14 protein-coding genes are annotated in these 20,216 nt (G+C 34.3%); 8 read left to right on the top strand and 6 right to left on the bottom strand.

Translation table 11 applies throughout. The annotated features are described in order from the left end of the window. Positions 1 to 7: 7 nt before the first annotated feature. From AC1RPU_RS00275 to AC1RPU_RS00265, 3 genes are read right to left on the bottom strand one after another with little or no spacing between them, the layout of a single operon-like run. Complete coding sequence (locus tag AC1RPU_RS00275) at positions 8 to 2,251, bottom strand: DEAD/DEAH box helicase (protein ID WP_481760891.1); 2,244 nt, start codon at positions 2,249 to 2,251, stop codon at positions 8 to 10. A gap of 11 nt (positions 2,252 to 2,262) precedes the next feature. Beyond that, the gene (locus AC1RPU_RS00270) at positions 2,263 to 3,594 is read right to left on the bottom strand and encodes an ATP-binding protein (protein WP_481760890.1); all 1,332 of its coding nucleotides are present in this window, start codon (positions 3,592 to 3,594) and stop codon (positions 2,263 to 2,265) included. Next, positions 3,591 to 5,453 carry a TerB N-terminal domain-containing protein gene (locus AC1RPU_RS00265; protein ID WP_481760889.1) on the bottom strand — a complete coding sequence of 621 codons (1,863 nt, stop codon included), beginning with the start codon at positions 5,451 to 5,453 and terminating at the stop codon, positions 3,591 to 3,593. The genes AC1RPU_RS00270 and AC1RPU_RS00265 overlap by 4 nt, the downstream gene beginning before the upstream one ends. A 406-nt stretch (positions 5,454 to 5,859) precedes the next feature. Here AC1RPU_RS00265 and AC1RPU_RS00260 point away from each other — a divergent pair, with 406 nt between their 5' ends. The 3 genes from AC1RPU_RS00260 to AC1RPU_RS00250 all read left to right on the top strand — a co-directional run bounded on the left by AC1RPU_RS00260 (position 5,860) and on the right by AC1RPU_RS00250 (position 9,790). After that, a complete protein-coding gene (locus AC1RPU_RS00260; RefSeq protein WP_481760888.1) occupies positions 5,860 to 7,266 on the top strand; it encodes a C69 family dipeptidase in 1,407 nt (468 codons plus the stop codon). Positions 7,267 to 7,543: 277 nt separating this feature from the next. Then, on the top strand, positions 7,544 to 7,855 hold the full coding sequence (locus AC1RPU_RS00255) for a helix-turn-helix domain-containing protein (protein WP_481760887.1): 312 nt from the start codon (positions 7,544 to 7,546) through the stop codon (positions 7,853 to 7,855). Positions 7,856 to 8,368: 513 nt separating this feature from the next. Then, positions 8,369 to 9,790 carry an AcpB/EbpR/MafR family transcriptional regulator gene (locus AC1RPU_RS00250; protein ID WP_481760886.1) on the top strand — a complete coding sequence of 474 codons (1,422 nt, stop codon included), beginning with the start codon at positions 8,369 to 8,371 and terminating at the stop codon, positions 9,788 to 9,790. A gap of 75 nt (positions 9,791 to 9,865) precedes the next feature. On the opposite strand, the gene AC1RPU_RS00245 is transcribed toward AC1RPU_RS00250, so the two are convergent. Genes AC1RPU_RS00245 through AC1RPU_RS00235 form a run of 3 tightly spaced genes read right to left on the bottom strand, consistent with a single transcriptional unit; the run spans position 9,866 to position 15,197 of the window. Beyond that, positions 9,866 to 11,143 (bottom strand): glycoside hydrolase family 125 protein, encoded by a 1,278-nt coding sequence (locus AC1RPU_RS00245; RefSeq protein ID WP_481760885.1) that lies wholly within the window; start codon positions 11,141 to 11,143, stop codon positions 9,866 to 9,868. A 34-nt stretch (positions 11,144 to 11,177) separates the two neighbouring features. Further along, positions 11,178 to 13,811, bottom strand: a complete 2,634-nt coding sequence (locus AC1RPU_RS00240) for a glycoside hydrolase family 38 N-terminal domain-containing protein (protein WP_481760884.1) — start codon at positions 13,809 to 13,811, stop codon at positions 11,178 to 11,180. A gap of 36 nt (positions 13,812 to 13,847) precedes the next feature. Beyond that, entirely contained in the window at positions 13,848 to 15,197 is a 1,350-nt protein-coding gene (locus AC1RPU_RS00235) for a PTS sugar transporter subunit IIC (RefSeq protein ID WP_481760883.1), read from the bottom strand. 162 nt (positions 15,198 to 15,359) lie between these two features. Here AC1RPU_RS00235 and AC1RPU_RS00230 point away from each other — a divergent pair, with 162 nt between their 5' ends. From AC1RPU_RS00230 to AC1RPU_RS00210, 5 genes are all read left to right on the top strand, one after another. After that, positions 15,360 to 16,079: a GntR family transcriptional regulator gene (locus tag AC1RPU_RS00230; RefSeq protein ID WP_481760882.1), complete on the top strand. Its 720-nt coding sequence runs from the start codon at positions 15,360 to 15,362 to the stop codon at positions 16,077 to 16,079. A gap of 573 nt (positions 16,080 to 16,652) precedes the next feature. Beyond that, a complete protein-coding gene (locus AC1RPU_RS00225) occupies positions 16,653 to 17,375 on the top strand; it encodes an HAD-IIB family hydrolase (RefSeq protein WP_481760881.1) in 723 nt (240 codons plus the stop codon). Then, positions 17,376 to 18,626, top strand: a complete 1,251-nt coding sequence (locus tag AC1RPU_RS00220; protein ID WP_481760880.1) for a PTS sugar transporter subunit IIC — start codon at positions 17,376 to 17,378, stop codon at positions 18,624 to 18,626. Next, positions 18,613 to 19,497: a glycosyltransferase gene (locus AC1RPU_RS00215; RefSeq protein WP_481760879.1), complete on the top strand. Its 885-nt coding sequence runs from the start codon at positions 18,613 to 18,615 to the stop codon at positions 19,495 to 19,497. Before AC1RPU_RS00220 ends, AC1RPU_RS00215 begins: the two co-directional genes overlap by 14 nt. After that, positions 19,487 to 20,215: a DapH/DapD/GlmU-related protein gene (locus AC1RPU_RS00210; protein ID WP_481760878.1), complete on the top strand. Its 729-nt coding sequence runs from the start codon at positions 19,487 to 19,489 to the stop codon at positions 20,213 to 20,215. The genes AC1RPU_RS00215 and AC1RPU_RS00210 overlap by 11 nt, the downstream gene beginning before the upstream one ends. Position 20,216 lies beyond the last annotated feature (1 nt).

Below are 20,216 nucleotides of genomic sequence, written 5' to 3'. Positions count from 1 at the left end.
TCTCTGTTTAGAGATGTTTTTGCCAACTAAGCACGCGATTTTGCATTCCTTTGAGATCTAAGATACCGTTTGCAAATCCTTTACGAATTAATTCTTCTGGTACATATTCATCATATTTTTCAAAAACAGGCACTTCTTTTTCATATACCAATGCCAAAGGATCAAAATCGGTAGCTGCTTCTTCTGCTACGATTTTATAAAATTCTGCTTCACTGACAGACATGGTAAATTGTAGGTAATATGGTCGTGATGAATTCATGCCTTTCAACCCAAGACGTTTACCACAACGGATTTTCAGAAACCGCTCAAGCGCAAGGAACGCGTAACTGCCAAGCCATGGAAACAATGCCCACATTTTGCCACCAAGATGAACCAGTGGACGATTAGCCATTTCTGCCTTTTTAAACGTTTCTCTGGCTTCTGCTAGACGGCCTCTAGCTTGTGGCATTAAGTAGGAATAGTCTTTTTGCTCTGCAAGGACATCGTGCATACGTTCTAGGATTCTGGTGTGAATATCCCCAGCGACATCTCCAAAGTAGGCTGGTTTGTTACCTTTAACGAGCGTACAGTATACCTCACGACGTTTGTGATCAACTTCATCGACAACCCATACACGTCCTGCTATGGCAATCTTGTCACTGACTGGTGGTGGCTTGACAATTGTACCTAACTCTTCTGATCCTGCACGGACTGTATATTCGATGTTTTCTTGAAAGACCCCATAAAATTTGTAGTTGTTAACAATACGTTCACCAGCAAGACCAACAATTACACCGCCATTTTCGGTACGATTGATATGATCGATTGTGATCAGATGACGCAGTAAAGTTCCGAAGTCCTCTTGATTAATTCGATGAAAAGCAGAAAGCGTTAGGACGCGTGAAGCAAGTTCAGCAAGTGTCATTTCGCCAGATGATGCCAATGTACTCATTGTTTGGTGATAAAGCAGGGAAAAAGGCAATTTGTCTGTTTTGGGTGGTTCTACAAAACGTTCTTCGATATATAATTGTACGAGAGCGATACCCTGAATAAGGTACCAGGGCACCAAATCTGGTAGCATAGCACGAGCTTCTGGGTGGTCTTCGCGCATAACAAACCACATTTCAGAAGGGTCACCTCTTCTGCCGGTTCTGCCCATACGCTGTAAAAATCCGGAAACCGTAAATGGTGCATCTAGCTGAAAGGCGCGTTCTAGTCTACCAATGTCGATACCAAGTTCTAGTGTTGCGGTGGCACAGACGCTCATGAGAGAATCAGCATCTTTCATGGCTTCTTCAGCACTTTCTCGATAGGCTGTTGAAAGGTTTCCGTGATGAATAAGAAAACGATCCGGTTCGTTGTTGACTTCACAGTACTGCCGTAAATTTTGACAGACTAATTCACACTCTTCTCGCGAGTTAGTAAAAATGAGGCATTTTTTGCCACGTGTATGTTCAAAAATATAGCCTATACCTGGATTTGCTGCCTTTGGAGCTTTATCTGTGGCAGGTTCTAAAGCAGAGGTAGGTGGGGCTGTTATCACGCTATTTATCGTCTCGTTAGCTTGTGGTTCTGAATTAAAAAAGTGTTCGATTGACAGTCGCCATACTTCTTTTCCACCGTCAAACTTTGGGATGATAGTTTCTCTGCCACTACCTGCGGCAAGAAATTTACCCGCTGCTTTTGGATTTCCGATTGTAGCTGATAATCCTATTCGTCTTGGATTACTGCCCGATAGTCGACAGAGGCGTTCAATTAGCGAAAAGGTTTGTCCACCACGATCCGAACGTAAAAGTGAATGTATCTCATCAATGACAATAAAGCGTAAATCACCAAAAAGGGCAGGGATTTCCATAGACTTGTTTATCATCAAAGCCTCTAAGGACTCCGGTGTAATTTGTAAAATACCGGCTGGTTTGCGTAGTAATTTTTGCTTTTGACTTCGAGGGGCATCCCCATGCCAACGTGTGACTGGAATATCAGCTTCTTCACAAAGCTCATTTAATCGACCAAATTGGTCATTGATCAAAGCCTTTAAGGGGGCAATATACAGTACTCCAACTGAGCTTGATGGTTGTTCATCAAGTAGGCTTAGAATAGGGAAAAAAGCAGCTTCCGTTTTCCCAGAAGCAGTAGATGCCGTTAAAAGAACATTCTTATCTGTGTTAAAAATGGCATCTCCGGCCGCATTTTGAACAGCGCGCAGGGTTCGCCAGCCAGACCGGTAAATGTAGTCTTGAATAAAAGGCGCATATCGGTTATATATATCCATGTGAATACCTCTCAAATTGTAAATTCAGAAAAATTGTCAGCCACTTTGTTAGAAACAGCCTCTGATTTGGCATAAGAAAACTCATCAGAATCAAATATTGTGTCAATGGATAGATTTGGATTTTGATATAAAATGTCTAATACCTCAATGAAATCACGGATAATCTCGCGTGGGGTAATATTTAAATCTGCTCCGATGCGTTCATATTCAATTCGGATAAAGGTGGCGAGGTTATCGTCTGTCATCTTTTTTTCATAACTATAGAGATCTGCATGCATAATAGCCAACTTTTCACATAGAATTAGCATCTCTTCAGCTGTTAATGGTTCTAACTTGATGACCGGGGCCAACAAATCTCTAGCGCCTGGTTTTGAAAACTTACCTTCAGCTAGACGAGAACGCAGGGCCTCATAACTATAAACACCGCGACGTTTATCTTCTATAGCTTGTGGAGTAGTTCCCATGATGATACCAAGATATTTAGCTTTACCTTGCAGTGTGTCATTGTACATCGTTAACAGTTTTTCATAATTATATTGACGCGTGATACTATTTGGAATCTTATAGATATTTACCAGCTCGTCAATCATAATTAGCATGCCAGAATAACCAGCTAATCTAAAGAAAGCAGCGAAAAGTTTTAAATATTCATACCAATTATCATCTGTAATAATAATATTAATATCTAAGTCCTTTTTGGCTTCACGTTTTAAAGCATATTCCCCACGGAACCAGCGGATGACTTTTGCTTTCAGTTCATCGTCGGCGTTGACATAGGCATGATAATAGGAAGAAAGTAATTTAGCAAATTCAAAGCCGTATACAAGTTCACTGACTGAGGAAGTGACTGTGTAAATATTTTGATCTACCATCGCAGTCAACCGAGGATCACCTGGGGTTAGGCCACTGTCGCTGGCTGCTTTTGTTTGAACGCTGCTAATCCAACGATCCAAAATTAAGTTAAGTGCACCACCTTCAGGTTTTGTTTTTGTAGATAGATTACTAATTAATTCGCGATAGGTTGCAAGACCTTGACCTTTTGATCCTTGAAGACGTCGTTCTGGTGATAAATCTGCATCGACAACAATAAAGCCACTGTTCATCACGTAATTACGAATCGTTTGCATCAGAAAACTTTTACCTGAGCCATATCTACCAACAACGAAGCGAAAAGATGCACCGCCTTCTGATATGATATCGACATCGTGTAAAAGTGCCTGAATTTCATTTTTTCTACCCACCGTAACGTAAGGTAGTCCAATTCTAGGGACAACACCACCCTTTAAGGAATTTAATACTGTTTGTGCAATGCGCTTTGGTACTTTTTGAGTTTGTTTTGTCATTTCATATTTCTCCTAATTATTTCAATTAAATCGTCCCGATAGTCTTCAATAAGAAAGATGGTATCGCCGTCACATTGTAGAGCTGAGTCGCCGATGTCATCAAAAAGCGTTTCATTTAACGTGTCGGTAATCACTTCAGGCATGCCATGCATATCACGGATCATGTCTGTGACAGATTCGCCTCGAACTAATAAGCTTAATAATTCTAACTGGGTCTTGCTTAGTGACAGCGTAGGCTCTGAATCAATAACAGGTATTTTTTCGAGGCCAGTCTGTTCAGTGGATGGCAATATGTTATTATGCTTTGGTAATACGTTTTCAGAAGTATCTTTTTCTTCGTCAGTTAACAAACTGTCTCGTGTTTCAAACGCATCGCTTCTAATTTTATCTAAATTTGAAAATTGAATGGTAACCTTAGGCTTATCTGCTTTCAAACGAGAATCACGGTCAGCTGCAATGACAGTTTTAACGTACGGTGCTGCCCAGGTTTCTGCATCTCGTGCTTTTAAAGGATAACCAGTTTTTAAATAAAGTCGTAACATACGATCTGTTTCACGCAAAAGACCATCTAACTTTTCTTGATGAAAGTTAAATTTTTGGTAACTCTGTTCGTACCACGCATTATCTTTGTAGGTATATTTTCGGATATCATTCAACTTGTATATAAGTGGCTGTTGTGGCGTTACTTGGTAATATACGGCGTTGCCTAGAGGGTACCAAAGATGAGAATGTATTGTGCCAAAGCACGCAGAAAATAAGTTATTATCCATTTTTATAGCTGTTCGCCACACTTGAGCGAATAACTGTGTGCCGTGTTTTTCATGTTTTTTAAGGACAGCTGATGCCAAAATTTTATGTCTTCCAAAAAGACAAAGCGCATCAAATACTGCTTTGTCTTCATGCTTTTCTGGATCACCTAAAATCATGATTGCATTATCTCTTTGTAATTTTTCGGTATCAGCGTACTGATACGTCGTGTCTGGTTCTATACCATTTATTACTGCTAGTTCAAACAACCATTTATGGCTGTTTAAGCGTATACGATTATCTCCAATACCGGAGTCCAGATAATTGATTTCAAATGCTTTTATTTTTTGTAGGCTGTCTATCACGGATGATGTGCCTATGCCATTAACCAACTCATACAAATATAGGTATGCAAGTGAGGTCGTGATTTTTTTATAAATGCCTTTTCGGATGTTTGTTCGCCAACTAAAATAGCCGCGTAATTGTTTCAAACCAAGATCATGGTAGGTTGTAAAGTAGCGGTGTATGTCGACATTGTAGGAGAAAACATCTTCGTAGTCGGCCATAAATTGTCCTTGGACATAAAAATTCCGGCATTTTTGCTTGAAAGAGTTATCACCGTAAGCATAGAGTTGGCTCATTTTTATCATTTTTTCAGGAATTTTATTTTCTTTGACATCAGAAGTCATTCCCTTAAACGTCAGAGGAACCGCGTGGTATTGTTGCTGTTGTATAGGTTCAGGTTCGGCGTTTAGAACAATCGTATTACCGCTTTGTTCGTTCTTTTCAAGTGCATTATCAAAAATACGATATATAACATCTGGGTCTGTGCTGTCGTCAAAATGGACGCCTAACCACTTCGGACCGCGCATTCGAAAAGGTGACGAAAGGTAAGACGGTAAAATATCAGTTGGTATTTCCTGTGCGTATTTGATGTCACAACGCTCGATATTATCACCAGAAGTAGCGTTTTTTTGACGCATCAAAACAGCCACCCATTTATTTGTGCTGGGATCTACCAACACCGAAAAACTAGGGAATTTAGGCCATTTGTATTGTTCGATAATATTATATTTTTCCTTGGCGTATAGTACTAATTCAGATAAATTCATGTTTTCACCAGAGTATTCTGTTATTTATAAGGTTGGTAGCCATACGTCCTAAATATTTACGCAAAGATAGGTGAATAAACAACTAGGACAGTTAAATTCATCAATAATTTTTGTTATTTAAAATGTATACTACCGTCAGTATATGATGTACCGTAGCGTCACAGTCAATATCATTTTCCTTTTCATATGATTTTAATATCTTTATGACAAAATTATTCAAATTATAGGTCTTGCGCAAATTTTGTATAATACAGGTATGGGACATACCTTTCACCGCTTTCAATTAGTTTTAGTCAACGAAATTGTAGAGCCAGTCTTAACGCCAAAAATGGGGTTAAGACTGCTTTTAATTTACCGCTAAAACCGCTATACTATTAGTATAAAATCAATAAGGAGTGTGTGGAAAATGACAAAAAGAGTTCAAGGTTCTTGTACATCAATTTTAGTTGGTAAAAATGCTTCAATCGACGGTTCAACAATGATTTCTCGAAATGATGATGGGCATGAAGCTTTAGATCCACAACGTTTTGTTGTTGTACAACCTGAAGATCAACCACGTAATTATCAATCTGTTATTAGTGGTGTAAAGGTAGAATTACCAGATAATCCAATGCGTTATACCTCAATTCCAAACTCACTTTTAACAAACGGAATTTGGCCTGCAGCGGGTATCAATAGTGATAATGTAACGATGTCTGCTACAGAAACAATTACAAGTAATCCACGTATTCAAGGGCTTGATCCTTATGCTGCTGGTGGAATTGGTGAAGAAGATCTTGTAACGCTCGTCTTACCATATATTCATAGTGCTAAAGAAGGGGTTGAACGTTTAGGCGATTTACTCTTAACACATGGCACATATGAACCAAATGGTATCGCATTTTCCGATAATGATAGTGTTTGGTGGCTTGAAACAATCGGTGGCCATCATTGGGCAGCTGTTCGTATTCCGGATGACGCTTATGTTGTTGCACCTAACCGTCGAAATATTGATATGTTTGATTTTGATTCAGAAGACACACTTTGTTCTGAAGATTTAAAAGTCTTAATTGATAATAATAAGTTAAATCCTGATTTTGAGGGTTACAATTTACGTCATATCTTTGGTAGTGCATCAATTAAAGATACGGTCTACAATAATCCCCGTACATGGTACGGTCAACAATATTTCAATCCTGAAATTATTCAAGATCCAATGGATCAAGACTTACCTTTCATTTGTCATGCAAATCGTAAAATTTCAATTGAAGATGTTAAATTTGTTTTGAGTGCACATTTTGAAAATACGGAATACGATCCTTATGGTAGTGCGCCAGAAGATATTAAAACACGATTCCGTCCAATTGGGATTAACCGTAATCATAATGTACATTTATTACAAGTTCGTAATGATGTACCTGATGAGATTGCTGGGATTCACTGGTTAGCTTATGGTGCAAATACGTTTAATACAATTGTGCCATTCTATGCGAACGTTAATGACACACCAGAATCATATAAAAATGCGACAGGTGAATTTGATTTAAATAATATGTATTGGCTCAGTTGTACAACTGCATTGTTGGGCGATACGAATTATGACTTCTACGTAGATATGCGAAATACATTTGAACTTGAAGCAATGAGTGCTTACCATGAAATTCAAAATGTTGCTGATAAGGCAGTTAGTTCACAAGCAAATATCACAGCATTTTTAGAAGAAATGAATAATAAGTTAGCTACAGAATCATTAAAACGTCAAACACAATTGTTAGGTGAAATGGTTATATCTGGTTCCGAACAAATGAAATTACGTTATAACTTAAACGATTAATTATAAACAAAATGAAAAGTTATCATTAAGTTGATAACTTTTTTTGTAACAATTATTTTAATTACTAGATTTAGGCAGCACTTTTGAGTAATATGGTACCATTTCATATGCTAGTAAAAATCAAATTTAGATCACTTAAATATGGTTTATATAATTCTTATTATAATGATAACAAGTATAATAATATGCTTTTTGCTAAAATTAACGTTTTTAAAAATCTTTAAGCTTTCTTTGATTTCACTTATTGTAAAATAAGATTCGTGATTGGAGAAAGTTAATGGTTAAAACGATAAGTCAGTTAATTCGAAAAAAACGTAAGGCACTTAGTCTAACAATTGAGCAGCTTGCTGAAAAGTCTAACGTTTCTATTAGTTTGATTTCTAGAATTGAACGAGGGGACGTTGCTAATATCAGTATTAATAAATTATCTGATATTGCCAGTGCGCTAGAATTGGAATTGTCAGACTTCTTTAGTAGGCAACAGTTTTCGGATATACCTACTTTAGAATTATTACAATATTTTAGTACGTTAACAGATGAGAAACGTGAGAAATTATCAAAATCAATTCTTAGAATTATTCAATTATAAATGATAATGATTAATAATGGATTATGTTATTTTTTTATAGAATGCACAATTTTTCTGTCTTTGTATTCTTTAGTTAAATTAATTTCAATTATTTTAGGTTTTAAATTTTTCGATAACTTTAAATTGGATAGTAATAAATTAGAATTGTCCATGGTAGATCGTCATCTTCAAATAATAGATCTTAACCAAGAAACTTTCCTGGTTAAGGGTTATTTTAGTAGGAAATTGAATTAATTTAACTTAGATGTCAAGTTAAATGATAGATAAGATATCGTTAGTATTTGGAGAGAAATTAGAATAAAAAATGACATGAAATAGGTTAAATGTTAACATAAAGAGGATAATAATTCTGGGGAATAAGTTATTTTTTAAGTATGGTATTGGGGATAAAAATTTAACTCAAAAAAATATTTATGTTAATGATTGGAAATACTCGGAGGTAAGCATTTGTACAAGAAAAACATTCTCGATAAACAAGAATGGCTAATTTGCGAAATTATTTAAATATTAGCTTTGAACGAAACTGGTTTATCAAGAAAACGATTACGTGAGCAATTAAATGTTTCTGAAACGGCTGTAAAAGTTGCTTTACAACAATTGGATAAAGATTTAAATTCCGGGGATGAACCCTACATGATTATTACAAAAAATAACGTCCAATTATTAGGTAAAGGCGAAATGAATTTTAATCAAACGATTTATCGGTATATAAAAAAATCGATAAATTATCAGATTTTAATGGCCTTTTATACTAAAGGTAATGCAAAAGTTGAGAATCTAGATACTAAATTAAATGTCAGTGAGGCTTCTATTTTTAGAAGGATTAAGCGATTAAATTCTCTTTTAGAAGAATTTCATGTGAAAATTTCTCATGGTGTGATGTTAGGTAACGAAAGTCAAATTCGCTTTTTTTATTATTCATTGTTTTTAGGAATTGATTTTAAATTCGAACAATCAAGTGAAAATGGCATTATTATGGCAGTCATCCAACGGTTTGAGGAATATTTTGATTTTAATGTGAATGATAGTAGTTTAGTTAGAGTAAAGCTTTGGTTAAAAGTAACAAGTCAACGAATGATGGTTAACGATCAAGATAATCGTAGTATTTCAGTTGTTTTAGAAGACATGATAAAAAATAATTCTTTGTTCGATAGCGTTGAAGAAGAATTTGGCGAAATTGTTAAAGAGTTTAAGCATAAAGTTGATATTCATTTTGAAAGTGCACTACTTTACGCTTGGACCACGGCTTTTGTGCCAGTACCATGGAGCACCTTTGTTGCCCATGATTTCGTGGCCGTTAATCGTAAAAATAATAATAAATTGCAACAAGCTGTTGAATTTTTAGAAAATGGCTTTGAGAATAGCTTAGGTATTCAGGTTGCTGGAGGCGATTTAAGTGAGTCTTTATATCCAATTTGTACAGAAGCCTTTTTATTTCACGGCGTTTTAAAATCTGCTAGTACAGATATGATGGAAGATTATCGCCTTAGAAAAGATAATGAGTTAGTTCTTAAAAATGTAAAAAATGCCATGAGTGCAATGATTGAAGAATCGAAGGGCGATCCCGAATGGTATGCCTTTTATTCAAGGTATGGTGACTCATTTATCAAGACGATTATGTCAATTTTTAATGCGCGTTTATTGGCAAAAGAAAAATTATTAACGGTAGGTGTGGATTTAAATACTGAGGAGCGCGTTAAGGAAATGTTTATGATGTACGCCAGTCGGGAATTAAATATTAATTTACGAGTCAACATAGATGTTTACGAGTCTACTAAGAATTATGATTTAGTTATTACAAATTTTATGAGCAAAAATTATTTGAATTCAGCACTGGAGACATATATTATCACTGGATTAGGGACGGATAGTGATGTACTTGGCGTTGAACAAGAATTAATAGAGATACTTAAAAAATATTATCATACTCAATGATAATATTTTTTTGATTTGAATTAGTTATAAGCCTAAAAAAAGAGTAGATTTCTCTACTCTAAATTAACTATATTATTAAATATTCAGATATCGTAAAGCAAGTTGACAGTAAGTCATATTTGCCCAAGAAAACCAGTCTCTAGTAAATTGACTTGGGTCATTAACGTTAATTCCTTCATGACATTGTAATGTGTCATCATCGGTTTGACTAATGATATCTAAATTATTTTGCATAATTTCCGGATTATTTGATGTTAATCCCTCCATCGCTAACGAAATCGGCCAAATATATTCCTTTGGTGTATGAGGACTGCCAATCCCTTTTAAATATTTTCCCGAGTAATAATAGGGATTTTGATCACTCAGAATAAATTTACGCGTTTTTTGGTAGATAGAGTCATCAGGTGAAATATAACCAATAAATGGGAGAGATAATAGACTAGGTACGTTAGCATCGTCCATTAAATTGATATTACCTAAGCCATCAACCTCATAGGCAAAAATAGTTTCATTAGAATTTGGAGCTGATACGATTCCAAAATTTTCAATTCCAGATTCAACTTCAGATCGGAGACGACTTATTCTTTTAAGTAGCTCGACTGGAGCTGGTTGTGTTTTAGATAAGGTAAGCAACTCATCTAGGACACAAATGATATAGCAATTACCTGGAATATGATAACCATATAAGCAGGCATCATCACTTGGGCGGAAACCACTCCAAACCATACCTGTATACCCAATTGGTGCACCTTTACCACCATGACTCAATGTGTCTGTTGAGGGACCATTAGAACGATTAAAAATATAATCGGAAGTTTCATGATGTTGTTCCGTAATAAAGGTATCCACAATTAACTTTACAGTTTGCCAAAAGTTACTGTCTAAATGTTTTGAATATCCAGATTTTTGATAAAGTTCTGATGCCAAATGGATAGGGGCGCATAATGAATCAATTTCAAATTTTCTCTCCCAAACGAGATCAGATATTGGAATATTTGATTTATCAACTGTGTAGTGTGCACCAGAACTAGTTTCGTTAAATGCATTTGCATAAGGATCATGTTTAATATAGGCAAGTTGTTGATTAATAACGCCATGGATGAGATATGTTATTTCTGGAATCTTATCTGTTAGTGAAAGATAAGGTAGTATCTGAAATGTCGAATCTCTGAGCCACATGGCAGGAATATCTCCTGTAGCAATGAATATATCTGAATCATTTTGTACTTTAACCGTATTTGTTAGTGTATCAATGAATACATTACGAAATAATGCAGTAGATTTTTTTGAAGAAAGTGAAATTGTTTCTGAATAATCCGTAACTTGTTTAATTAGTTTTTCTTGATTTATCATTTAAATACCTCAAATCGTAAGTTATCATAATTACTTATTTAATTGGAAAGATACCGTAAGTTCTAATTTCTCCTGGACCAAACGATAGTAAATCAACGGTGGTAACTTTTGAATTAATGAAATGGCTAACTTTACCATTTAAATCGAGTTCAGCAATGTTACAAGTAGTATTTAATGAGAGATTGCCAGGTTGATTGATAACGTTATCAGTTGGATTATAAAGACGAAGTTCAAATCCAGTTTTATCATCTGATATTGAAAAACTACTCATAATGACCTTTAAATTTTGAACGGACATAATTGAATTGTGATTAACGTTAGTCTTTGCTGGATTCATCATGAAATATTGTAAAGGTGTTGAGAAGCGATTTATTATTTGATCTTGATAGAAAAGTTCATTTTGACTTAATTGGCGATGCTTATTTTGAAGTTCAATAGGCTTGAAGTCAGCTTCAACAACTAGCCCACCTTCAAATATTAATTCTTTATTTAATTGACTATCCGGAGTTGATACAATTTTTGTTTGTAGACCTGAAGCATCTGAGGGACGGCGCATTAAGTCAGGACGTCCTAAGAAACCTACTCCTCTAAACAATGTAATCGCTAATTTATCAAAAGATTTATCAATTAATTGAAAATCTTTCGTACCTAAGGTTAGAAAAGACCAACTTACTTCTTTATTATGTGAATTAGCGAAATGAATCATTGGTCGCATACTTGTTGGTTCTTCCTTATAACCAATTTGTTCCCAGTCTTTAAGGTGTTTGTCTTCAGTAGGACGTTCAATGATACCAAATGGGGTATCTGCGAACGAGCTAACGACATTCGTTAATTGTGTATTTAAAATAAGTCGCATACGATGATCAAGAATAGTATTATCAATGTGCATCTTAAATTTAATAACGTTAGAATTTTTTGTTAATGTTAATGTTAATTGATAATTTAATCGACCAGTTTTAGTTTTTAGTGCACGCTCCTCTAAGTTGATTGGTAAGGTCCACGAACCAGTAATTGACATAATTTGATATAATTTTCCTGATTTAAATGTTATTGAATCAGATTTTGAAAAATCTAAAGTTAATAACCAATCTTTGAATGCAGGAGAGTAGTCATACGTATCACCCTCATCACCGCTATCTTCAATTGTCATAAAATTAGAATATGAGTGATTATCAAACTTTGTTTTAAGATTTAATTGCCCGTCATCAAAAGAAATTTTGTAGAAATCATTTTGAATATCAGTAGATACTTCTAATGTATTTACTGGGTTGTTTTCAGAGACGGACTGAATGCAGTAGCCAGTCCAATCTGTAGCTGATATGATCGTTTTAAAAGCAATTTTAGTAATATAATAAAAATCATCAGTCATTTCAGTTTGATCACGGCGTAAAACTGCTGCATTTTCTTCCTTTTGATAAATAATATCAAAAGGAACATCAATGCCGTCTATTGTTTTAAGATTAAAATTAGCAAAAGAAGTACTAACTTCGAATTCACGAATTTCATTAACTGGTAAAGGAAGTGGATTCCAAGCAAATAAATTTAATTGTTTTTTATCTGAAATAGAAATACTTAGTTTACGAAGTAGATAATCTTTGAGTGAAAGAGATAATTGATCTGCCACAATTCCACGATGTAAGATATCTTGATTTGTTTTATCACTGTTACAGCCACCGGAACTATCATGAGCTTGTCCACGGGCAATAGTCTTCCAAATATCATCAATTAAACCTTGCTTTTCAGATATACCCTGATGTGTAGCAATAGCCATTAAAGGCTCGACTTCATAAGTCATTCTCCGTTCTAATTTATCGTAAAGCTGTTTTAAATCGTAACGAGAAGAATAGATTCCTCGATGTATTTTAGAATCTGATGGATCAATGAATTCTCCATTAAATGATGGTAAATTGGACTCCTTAGCTAATGCATCAAAAAATTTTGGATACGTACTTTCTTGAATAACAGAATCAGATTGTAAAAGAACACTATTAGCAGTTGCAAGTCTATCTTTTAAATTATGATCGATAGCTCGCTGGTCGCCACCAATTGGTAAAACAAGATTGTCAGATGTAGTATTCGTTGAGATTTTCTCCGTTAAATCGAAAAAGTTATCATTTTCAACTAAATCTACACCTGCATAATAGCCATTTTTAATATTAGCAACTAAAACTTTGGAGGAGTCATTACTTGTCCAGTAAAAATAGCGGGAATCGTTTTCTGTAGGGAACCCACGCCAGAAAACGGTGCTATTAATACCAAATCCATTATATATTTTTGGCATATCTTGTCCTTGTCCAAATGAATCTGGGAGATACCCAACTTTCATTACGCCACCTAAATTGTCAGCTAGCTTTGATCCAATTCTGATATTGCGAACAATAGATTCTCCAGAAGTAACCATTTCATCAATTTGAGTATACCAAGGTCCAATGAGTAAACGACCCATAGAAACATATTTTTTGATAAGATCTTCTTTTTCTGGAGCTGTATTTAGATAATCATCAATAATTGACATCTGTCCATCTAATAGATAATAATCTAGTTCATTTTTAGATAATGCCTCAAAAGCTTCGTCCATATGGAAGGCAAATTGAATTCGAGCCTCTTGACGTGTAAAATACCATTCAAAATCCCAATGAGTATGTGCGATTGCATGAATCTGTTTCAAATGAAACACCCTTTCTTCTCTTGAATTAAATTCAGATTATTCTGTAACCATGTCTGCATCCAATTTTCTTGCTTCTGCACGTTCATGGCGTTGGTTGATAATAACAAATGGAGCATATAGTGCAGTATCTAAGACAACTAAAACAGCAGTTAAAACGACTGGGCTTAGATGGAATGCACCTAATACCCAAGTGCTAATGAAAATAGGTTCATTACCAGAATTTAAAACTACAAGAGGTACAACCCAACCGATTGAAGTTACAACATATGCAATAATTGCATTTGTGACAGGTACAACAATCCATGGAATGAACATTAGTGGATTTAAAACAATAGGTAAACCGAAAATAACAGGTTCATTAATACCAAAACAACTTGGAATGAAACCTAGTTTTGCAACTTCTCGCTCTTTTTCACCTTTATTTGTGAAAATCAGCATTGCAATAATTAAACCAAATGTTGCACCAGAACCACCAATCATGGCGTAAACATTTGTCATTGTATTAGGTGAAATTGAAATATCAGCAAAACTTTGAGTTTCAGCAAATTTTGCAACGTTTTTAAGGAATAGTGGTAACCAGAAGGCTGAAATAACGCCCCAGACGATATTGAAACCATGTAAACCAAGGAACCAAAGGATTTGTTCTAATAAAATAACAATAATAATAGCTGGAAGCCCAACACCAACGCTTAACATTGGTGAGATAACAATATCAGCAATCATTTGTACTAATGAAACATAGCCAAGTGACTGTATTGTAATTCTTACGATACCAAAAATAATAAGTACTTCGGAAATTGGAATTAATGAGAAAAATGAATCGAAAACATTTTGTGGTACGTTACCAGGCATTTTAATCGTGAACTTACTTCTTGCGAATCGAGCGAACAACGAAACGGCAAGCATTCCAACAATTAAGGCTGTAAACATACCTTCATAACTAAAGAATGAAGTTGAAAAACCTTCAACAACTTTAGCTTTGCTATCCAAAAAGTTAACGTTATTAGGAATCATGACGAAGTATGCTGCGAATGCCAATAATGTGGCAATAATTGGATTTAAACCTTTATTTTTTTCGTCCTTTTTTAATTCCATTGCATACGAGTATGCTGATGAAAAAACAACGATTAGTGCAACAATACCAAGAGTAGCAGTACCAATGTAGCCGAATAAGTCACTAATACTTGTTAAAATGACATTATGAATATCTTTTGCTTTAATTAATGCATCAAGTTCCATTTTGATTAGATTTGAGAATGATCCGACAACAGTAAACGGAATTGTTCTAACAAAGGCATTCTTAATAGCTTGTAAAATGGTATTTCTTTCAACCCATGCTGAAACTTTTAAGAGTGGCCCCTGGATTTTTTCTAAGTTAAAATGCATAATAAAGACTCCTTTTAATTTTGTTTATAGAAAGCGCTTTCTATAAACAAAGTATAACAACATCTTTTTAATTTGTAAATACATATTTAAATGAAACGTGTTTACAAATTAAATTATATAATATAATATGTATATACAAATGTATAGAAATGAGGTAGACAAATGTACAGATATCGAGAAATATACTCAGATATTAAACGAGATATTTTAACAAATCATTATCGTGCCGGGGCTTTACTGCCAACTCAAGAAATATTAACCGAAAAATACCAAGTTTCTAGATTAACGTTAAAAAAATCATTAAATTTACTAATTGATGAAGGATTAGTTTATAGTAAGCAAGGGTCAGGGACGTATGTGCGACCAAGAATGGATAGTCAATCTACGGAGATGTTGCCTCTAGATTTACCTGTTGGTGTCACATATTCACATCGAGATCAAAAAATATCAAGTAAATTAATACATTTTAATGCCCGATTACCAACAGAAATAGAACAAAAAAATCTACAAATATTATCTAATGATCCAGTTTATGAAATTAAAAGGGTTAGATTGATTAATAAAAAGGTCTATAGTTTTGAGCACTCAGTGATGCCGGTCTCAATTGCGCCTATCGATGAAAAGGTATTATCAGGATCCGTGTATGACTATTTAGGGAGTCACGCGAACTTACAGTTAACAGATGCAAGACGAGTGGTTTATGCTGAACCAGCAAACAAAGAAACTAGTCAAGTTTTAGAAGTTTCCTTGGATAGTCCAATTTTTGTAATTGATCAAATCGCTTATGATCAAAAAGGCCGCGCCTTTGAATATTCGACGTCAAGATTTGTGAGCAATCATAATAAATTTGTCTTAGATGTTCATTTAAATAAAAACAACTAAAAAAGAGATTCCTGCAATATACTTTTTTTTAACCGATTTTAAAATAGGATAGCATAAAGTAGAGTAGTTTGTGATCGTAACTAGCAGTGATATTGTGGGACAATACGCGATATGTGTTGAAGTAATAAATAAAGTATGGAAAGGAGGATGCAACAATGATAATAAGACAAGAAGAAATAGAAAACGATTATAGTTTTTCACAATCTACCTTAAACGTAATTGTTATGGATTCAAAAATAACCAGCATTTCTTTACCCGAATTGAATTAATTTTGCATAAGAAAAGGCATCTGTCTTTCGACAAATACCTTAGTATTCCGCCACCAACACCAGTTGACAAAGAGCCCTTTTTAAAAGAATAATCAGTTAATCTTTAAATCTGAGCGGTATTAAAATTGAACCGAGTGGTTATTTAATACTGATTCAAAATCTCAAAATAACATATATAAAAAAATTCCCTTGAAATATCTAGACATTAGGTAAATAATGTGGGTGTAGCGAACTGTGTAGGAGTAAAAATGATATGGGGGTTAAAAAGATTTGGTTCGCGGAAATAATATGTAGGGGTGATTAAATGAATATGCTAGTTAGTGATTTTGATGGAACGATTTTGAGAGGTGACTTTGTAGATAAGAATACAAGAGAGACTATTGCGAAACACAACAAAGAAAATGATCTCTTTGTTGTGGCCACCGGAAGATCTCCAAAATCGATAGTCAATGCGAAAGAAAAATATGGTCTACCTGAGTTTAACTACGCTCTAGCATCAAATGGCTCAATAGTAATTGATAGTAGAGGTCAGATTATTAAAGCATTCTATCTGAACGGGGAGCAGATCAATGCGATAAAAGAAATAATTAATAAATACTTGAGTTCAATCGAACGAATTATGATTTCAAGTAGTGACAATGAATTACGTAGTTTCGATAAATTAAATCCTAGCTCGGATAATATTTGTTCAATTACTGTCGTAGCAAGTACTAAAATTATCAATGCTATAAGTGAGAAAATAGCAACGAAAAGAATATTGAATTTCAATCGCAATGGAAAATACTTAGACATTACGCGTGTGGGTATTGATAAGAGTACTGCAATTAATTGGTTGGTTAACATAAAAAAAGTAAATATTAATAATGTGTATTCTGTCGGAGATGATTATAATGATATAACAATGCTTCAAAGCATTAATAAGTCATTTACTTATAATGATAGTCCGTTGCCTGTCAAGACTGCTGCTAGATATTTAATAAATGTATACAGTGATATAAGTAATTATGTGAAGAAAGAAGTAGAATAAATGAAATCGCTTACATCGGCAACTAATCGTTTCTTCAATTCCAGAATTTTGACTGGAATCAAAGATGGGATGATATATACCATCCCCATTACAATTGTAAGTTCTATTTTCATTATTCTTGTACAATTTGATATTAATCCCGATTTGAAAGTCTTAATGAATCGATTGATTACTTTTTCGTTCAACATTTTAGGTGTAGTAAGTTGTTTAGGAATTGCTTTTTCGATGACTAAAAACGAAAAATTAAAACTAGAAACAACTATTACCGCACTAATTTCATTTTTAGTTCTTTGTGGAGCAGAAAATGTAAAAATAGTAAAGAATATAACCATTGATTGGATTGGAAGCAAGGGGATTATTGCAGCGATGTTAATCGGAATACTCATCCCTATTTTCTTTGAAAAGATTGTTAACTTAAGGATTGGAAATAAAGTTTTTAAAGATTTACCGAGTAATGTTGGAATAGCTTTTGAGTCTTTAATTCCGATGTTTTGTTGTTTTATTGTTATAGGTGTCGTTCAATTTGTATTTCAATTTATCATAAAAAGAACCTTCGTAGAGACTATTTATACTCTTTTGCAGCTTCCTTTACAAAACTTATCGGACACGTTTTTTGGTGTGATTTCTATCTCGGCATTGATTTCAGTTTTTTGGTTTTTTGGCATTCACGGTAATTCCGTTATTGGTGGAGTAATAACACCGATTTTATTGACAAATACTATTGAAAACCAGTCGATTATAGCAGCACACCATAATCTAACAATAGTGAATGGAGCGCATATAGTAACTCAACAGTTTTTAAATCAATTTATTACTATGACAGGAAGCGGTATTAGTATAGGGCTTATTCTATCAATGATTATTTTTTCAAAAGAGTCAGGTAATCGCAAGCTAGGATTAGGTGCTTTTGTACCTTGTTTATTTAATATTAACGAACCAATAGTTTTTGGACTACCAATTGTATTGAATCCATACATGGTAGTACCGTTCATTTTTATTCCAGTTATTACCGGAATGTCTTTATATCTTTGTATTCTATATGGAGTTATTCCGCCGTTTAACGGTGTCATTCTTCCGTGGATAACACCACCATTAATTTCAGGCTTTTTGCTAGGAAGTTATAAATATGTTGTGTTTCAAATCGTAATTATCATTATGTCTTTTGTTGTTTACACACCGTTTTTAAAGCTGTACGAAAATAATAGCACTAAGTTAGTCTTAAAGGGAGCGCATAGTAATGGAAAATTTTGATATATCCGTAATCATTCCAACCTACAATCGGAATAAATTACTTGAAATTAGTTTGCAGTCACTACTTAAACAAAAACTGAATAATACGACTTTTGAAGTAATAGTTGTCGATGATGGATCGTCTGAAGAAACAATCTCAATTGTTAAGGCATTTGAGACATCACTGAATATTAAGTACTATTATCAGTCGGATAATGGATTTAAGGTTTCTGAAGCGAGAAATGCTGGAGCAAATATCTCTGGGGGTAAATATCTCGTATTTATTGATGCTGGTATTGCAGTTTGTAGTACATTTGTGAGTGAGTACCATAGAATTTTAGTAAATAATGAAAATAGTTTTGTGATTGGTTATGTTGCGGGATTTGATGATCATGATAAATATAAACAGGCAATTATTGATAACTTTAATGCGGCGGATGTCGATGGCACGATTCAAGTATTATTGAATTTAAATGCGTATGATCGCCGTGAATCAGTATACCAGTCAATGGGAGATGATTTGTCTAAGTGGCCAGCACCATGGGTAATTGGTTGGTCATGTAATATTGGAATATCAAAAGATGCCTATCAAAGAATCGGAGGATTCGATGAGGCTTACACAACTTATGGTGGAGAGGATGCAGATTTCGCTATTAACGCATTTGTGCATCATATTAGATTTATCCTTGATAGATCTGCGATTGCAGTTCACTATCCACATGAAAAAAATAAAAATACAGTAAGCACCGAAGAAGCTAAAAAATATACGCTAAGGAAAAGAAAATATATGTTCAATAAATATGGTTTAAGCTCAATTAGAACTTGGATTGGAACTAAAACGGAATTATTAAATGGAGAGTTGAGTAAAGCTGGTGGAAATAATGAAAACTAAGAACGTTGTTGATTTACACAATTTTATAGACGTTAATGATGAGAGATTGCGTAATGGTATGTTGAAGCAAACTGTTGTTGATTTTTTGGATAATTTTAATTATGTGGATCTAACTAGATTAAATCATTCATACACTGCAAATAGTAGCCAAATATCAAAGAGTGCAATTATTGAGGGGAATGTGTATATCGGTGAAAATGTTATTATTCAGGGGTTTGCTTACATCAAAGGCCCAGCAGTCATCAAAGACAATGCATTGATTGGGAAAAGTGCATTTATTCGAGGTGGCTGTTATATTGGGGAAAATACTATAATTGGGCATTCCTCGGAGATTATTAATAGTGTGATTCTGGATGATACGCATATTGCACACTTTAATACAATAACGCGGTCTTTTATTGGAAGTGATGTAAACTTTTCAGCTTATGCGTCGACTTCCAGCTTTAACTTGTATGATGAAATTGACGCGACTGGATGGCATAAAACAAAAAAAATTTTTTTCGATGATAAAACATATTTAAAAACAAGTTCAAAATTTGGAGCCATTATAGGTGATCACTGTCGCATTGGAGCTTACACTATGACATATCCAGGTGTTACAATGGGGAAAAATTGTGTTGCGTTGCCACATCTCATGATTAAAGAGGGTTTTTATGCAAATGACAGTAAATTATACTTACAAGATTATTATACTCACACAGTAAAAAAAGGATGTTAGA

Source organism: Dellaglioa sp. CoH-55-MRSF-7 (genome assembly GCF_056782235.1).
Note: the sequence above shows the minus strand (reverse complement) of the source record. Positions and strands in the feature narration are given on the sequence as shown.

Coding starts and splice junctions, on each gene's coding strand:
- AC1RPU_RS00275 (WP_481760891.1), bottom strand. CDS start 2,251: ATGGATATATATAACCGATATGCGCCTTTTATTCAAGACTACATTTAC.
- AC1RPU_RS00270 (WP_481760890.1), bottom strand. CDS start 3,594: ATGACAAAACAAACTCAAAAAGTACCAAAGCGCATTGCACAAACAGTA.
- AC1RPU_RS00265 (WP_481760889.1), bottom strand. CDS start 5,453: ATGAATTTATCTGAATTAGTACTATACGCCAAGGAAAAATATAATATT.
- AC1RPU_RS00260 (WP_481760888.1), top strand. CDS start 5,860: ATGACAAAAAGAGTTCAAGGTTCTTGTACATCAATTTTAGTTGGTAAA.
- AC1RPU_RS00255 (WP_481760887.1), top strand. CDS start 7,544: ATGGTTAAAACGATAAGTCAGTTAATTCGAAAAAAACGTAAGGCACTT.
- AC1RPU_RS00245 (WP_481760885.1), bottom strand. CDS start 11,143: ATGATAAATCAAGAAAAACTAATTAAACAAGTTACGGATTATTCAGAA.
- AC1RPU_RS00235 (WP_481760883.1), bottom strand. CDS start 15,197: ATGCATTTTAACTTAGAAAAAATCCAGGGGCCACTCTTAAAAGTTTCA.
- AC1RPU_RS00230 (WP_481760882.1), top strand. CDS start 15,360: ATGTACAGATATCGAGAAATATACTCAGATATTAAACGAGATATTTTA.
- AC1RPU_RS00225 (WP_481760881.1), top strand. CDS start 16,653: ATGAATATGCTAGTTAGTGATTTTGATGGAACGATTTTGAGAGGTGAC.
- AC1RPU_RS00220 (WP_481760880.1), top strand. CDS start 17,376: ATGAAATCGCTTACATCGGCAACTAATCGTTTCTTCAATTCCAGAATT.
- AC1RPU_RS00215 (WP_481760879.1), top strand. CDS start 18,613: ATGGAAAATTTTGATATATCCGTAATCATTCCAACCTACAATCGGAAT.
- AC1RPU_RS00210 (WP_481760878.1), top strand. CDS start 19,487: ATGAAAACTAAGAACGTTGTTGATTTACACAATTTTATAGACGTTAAT.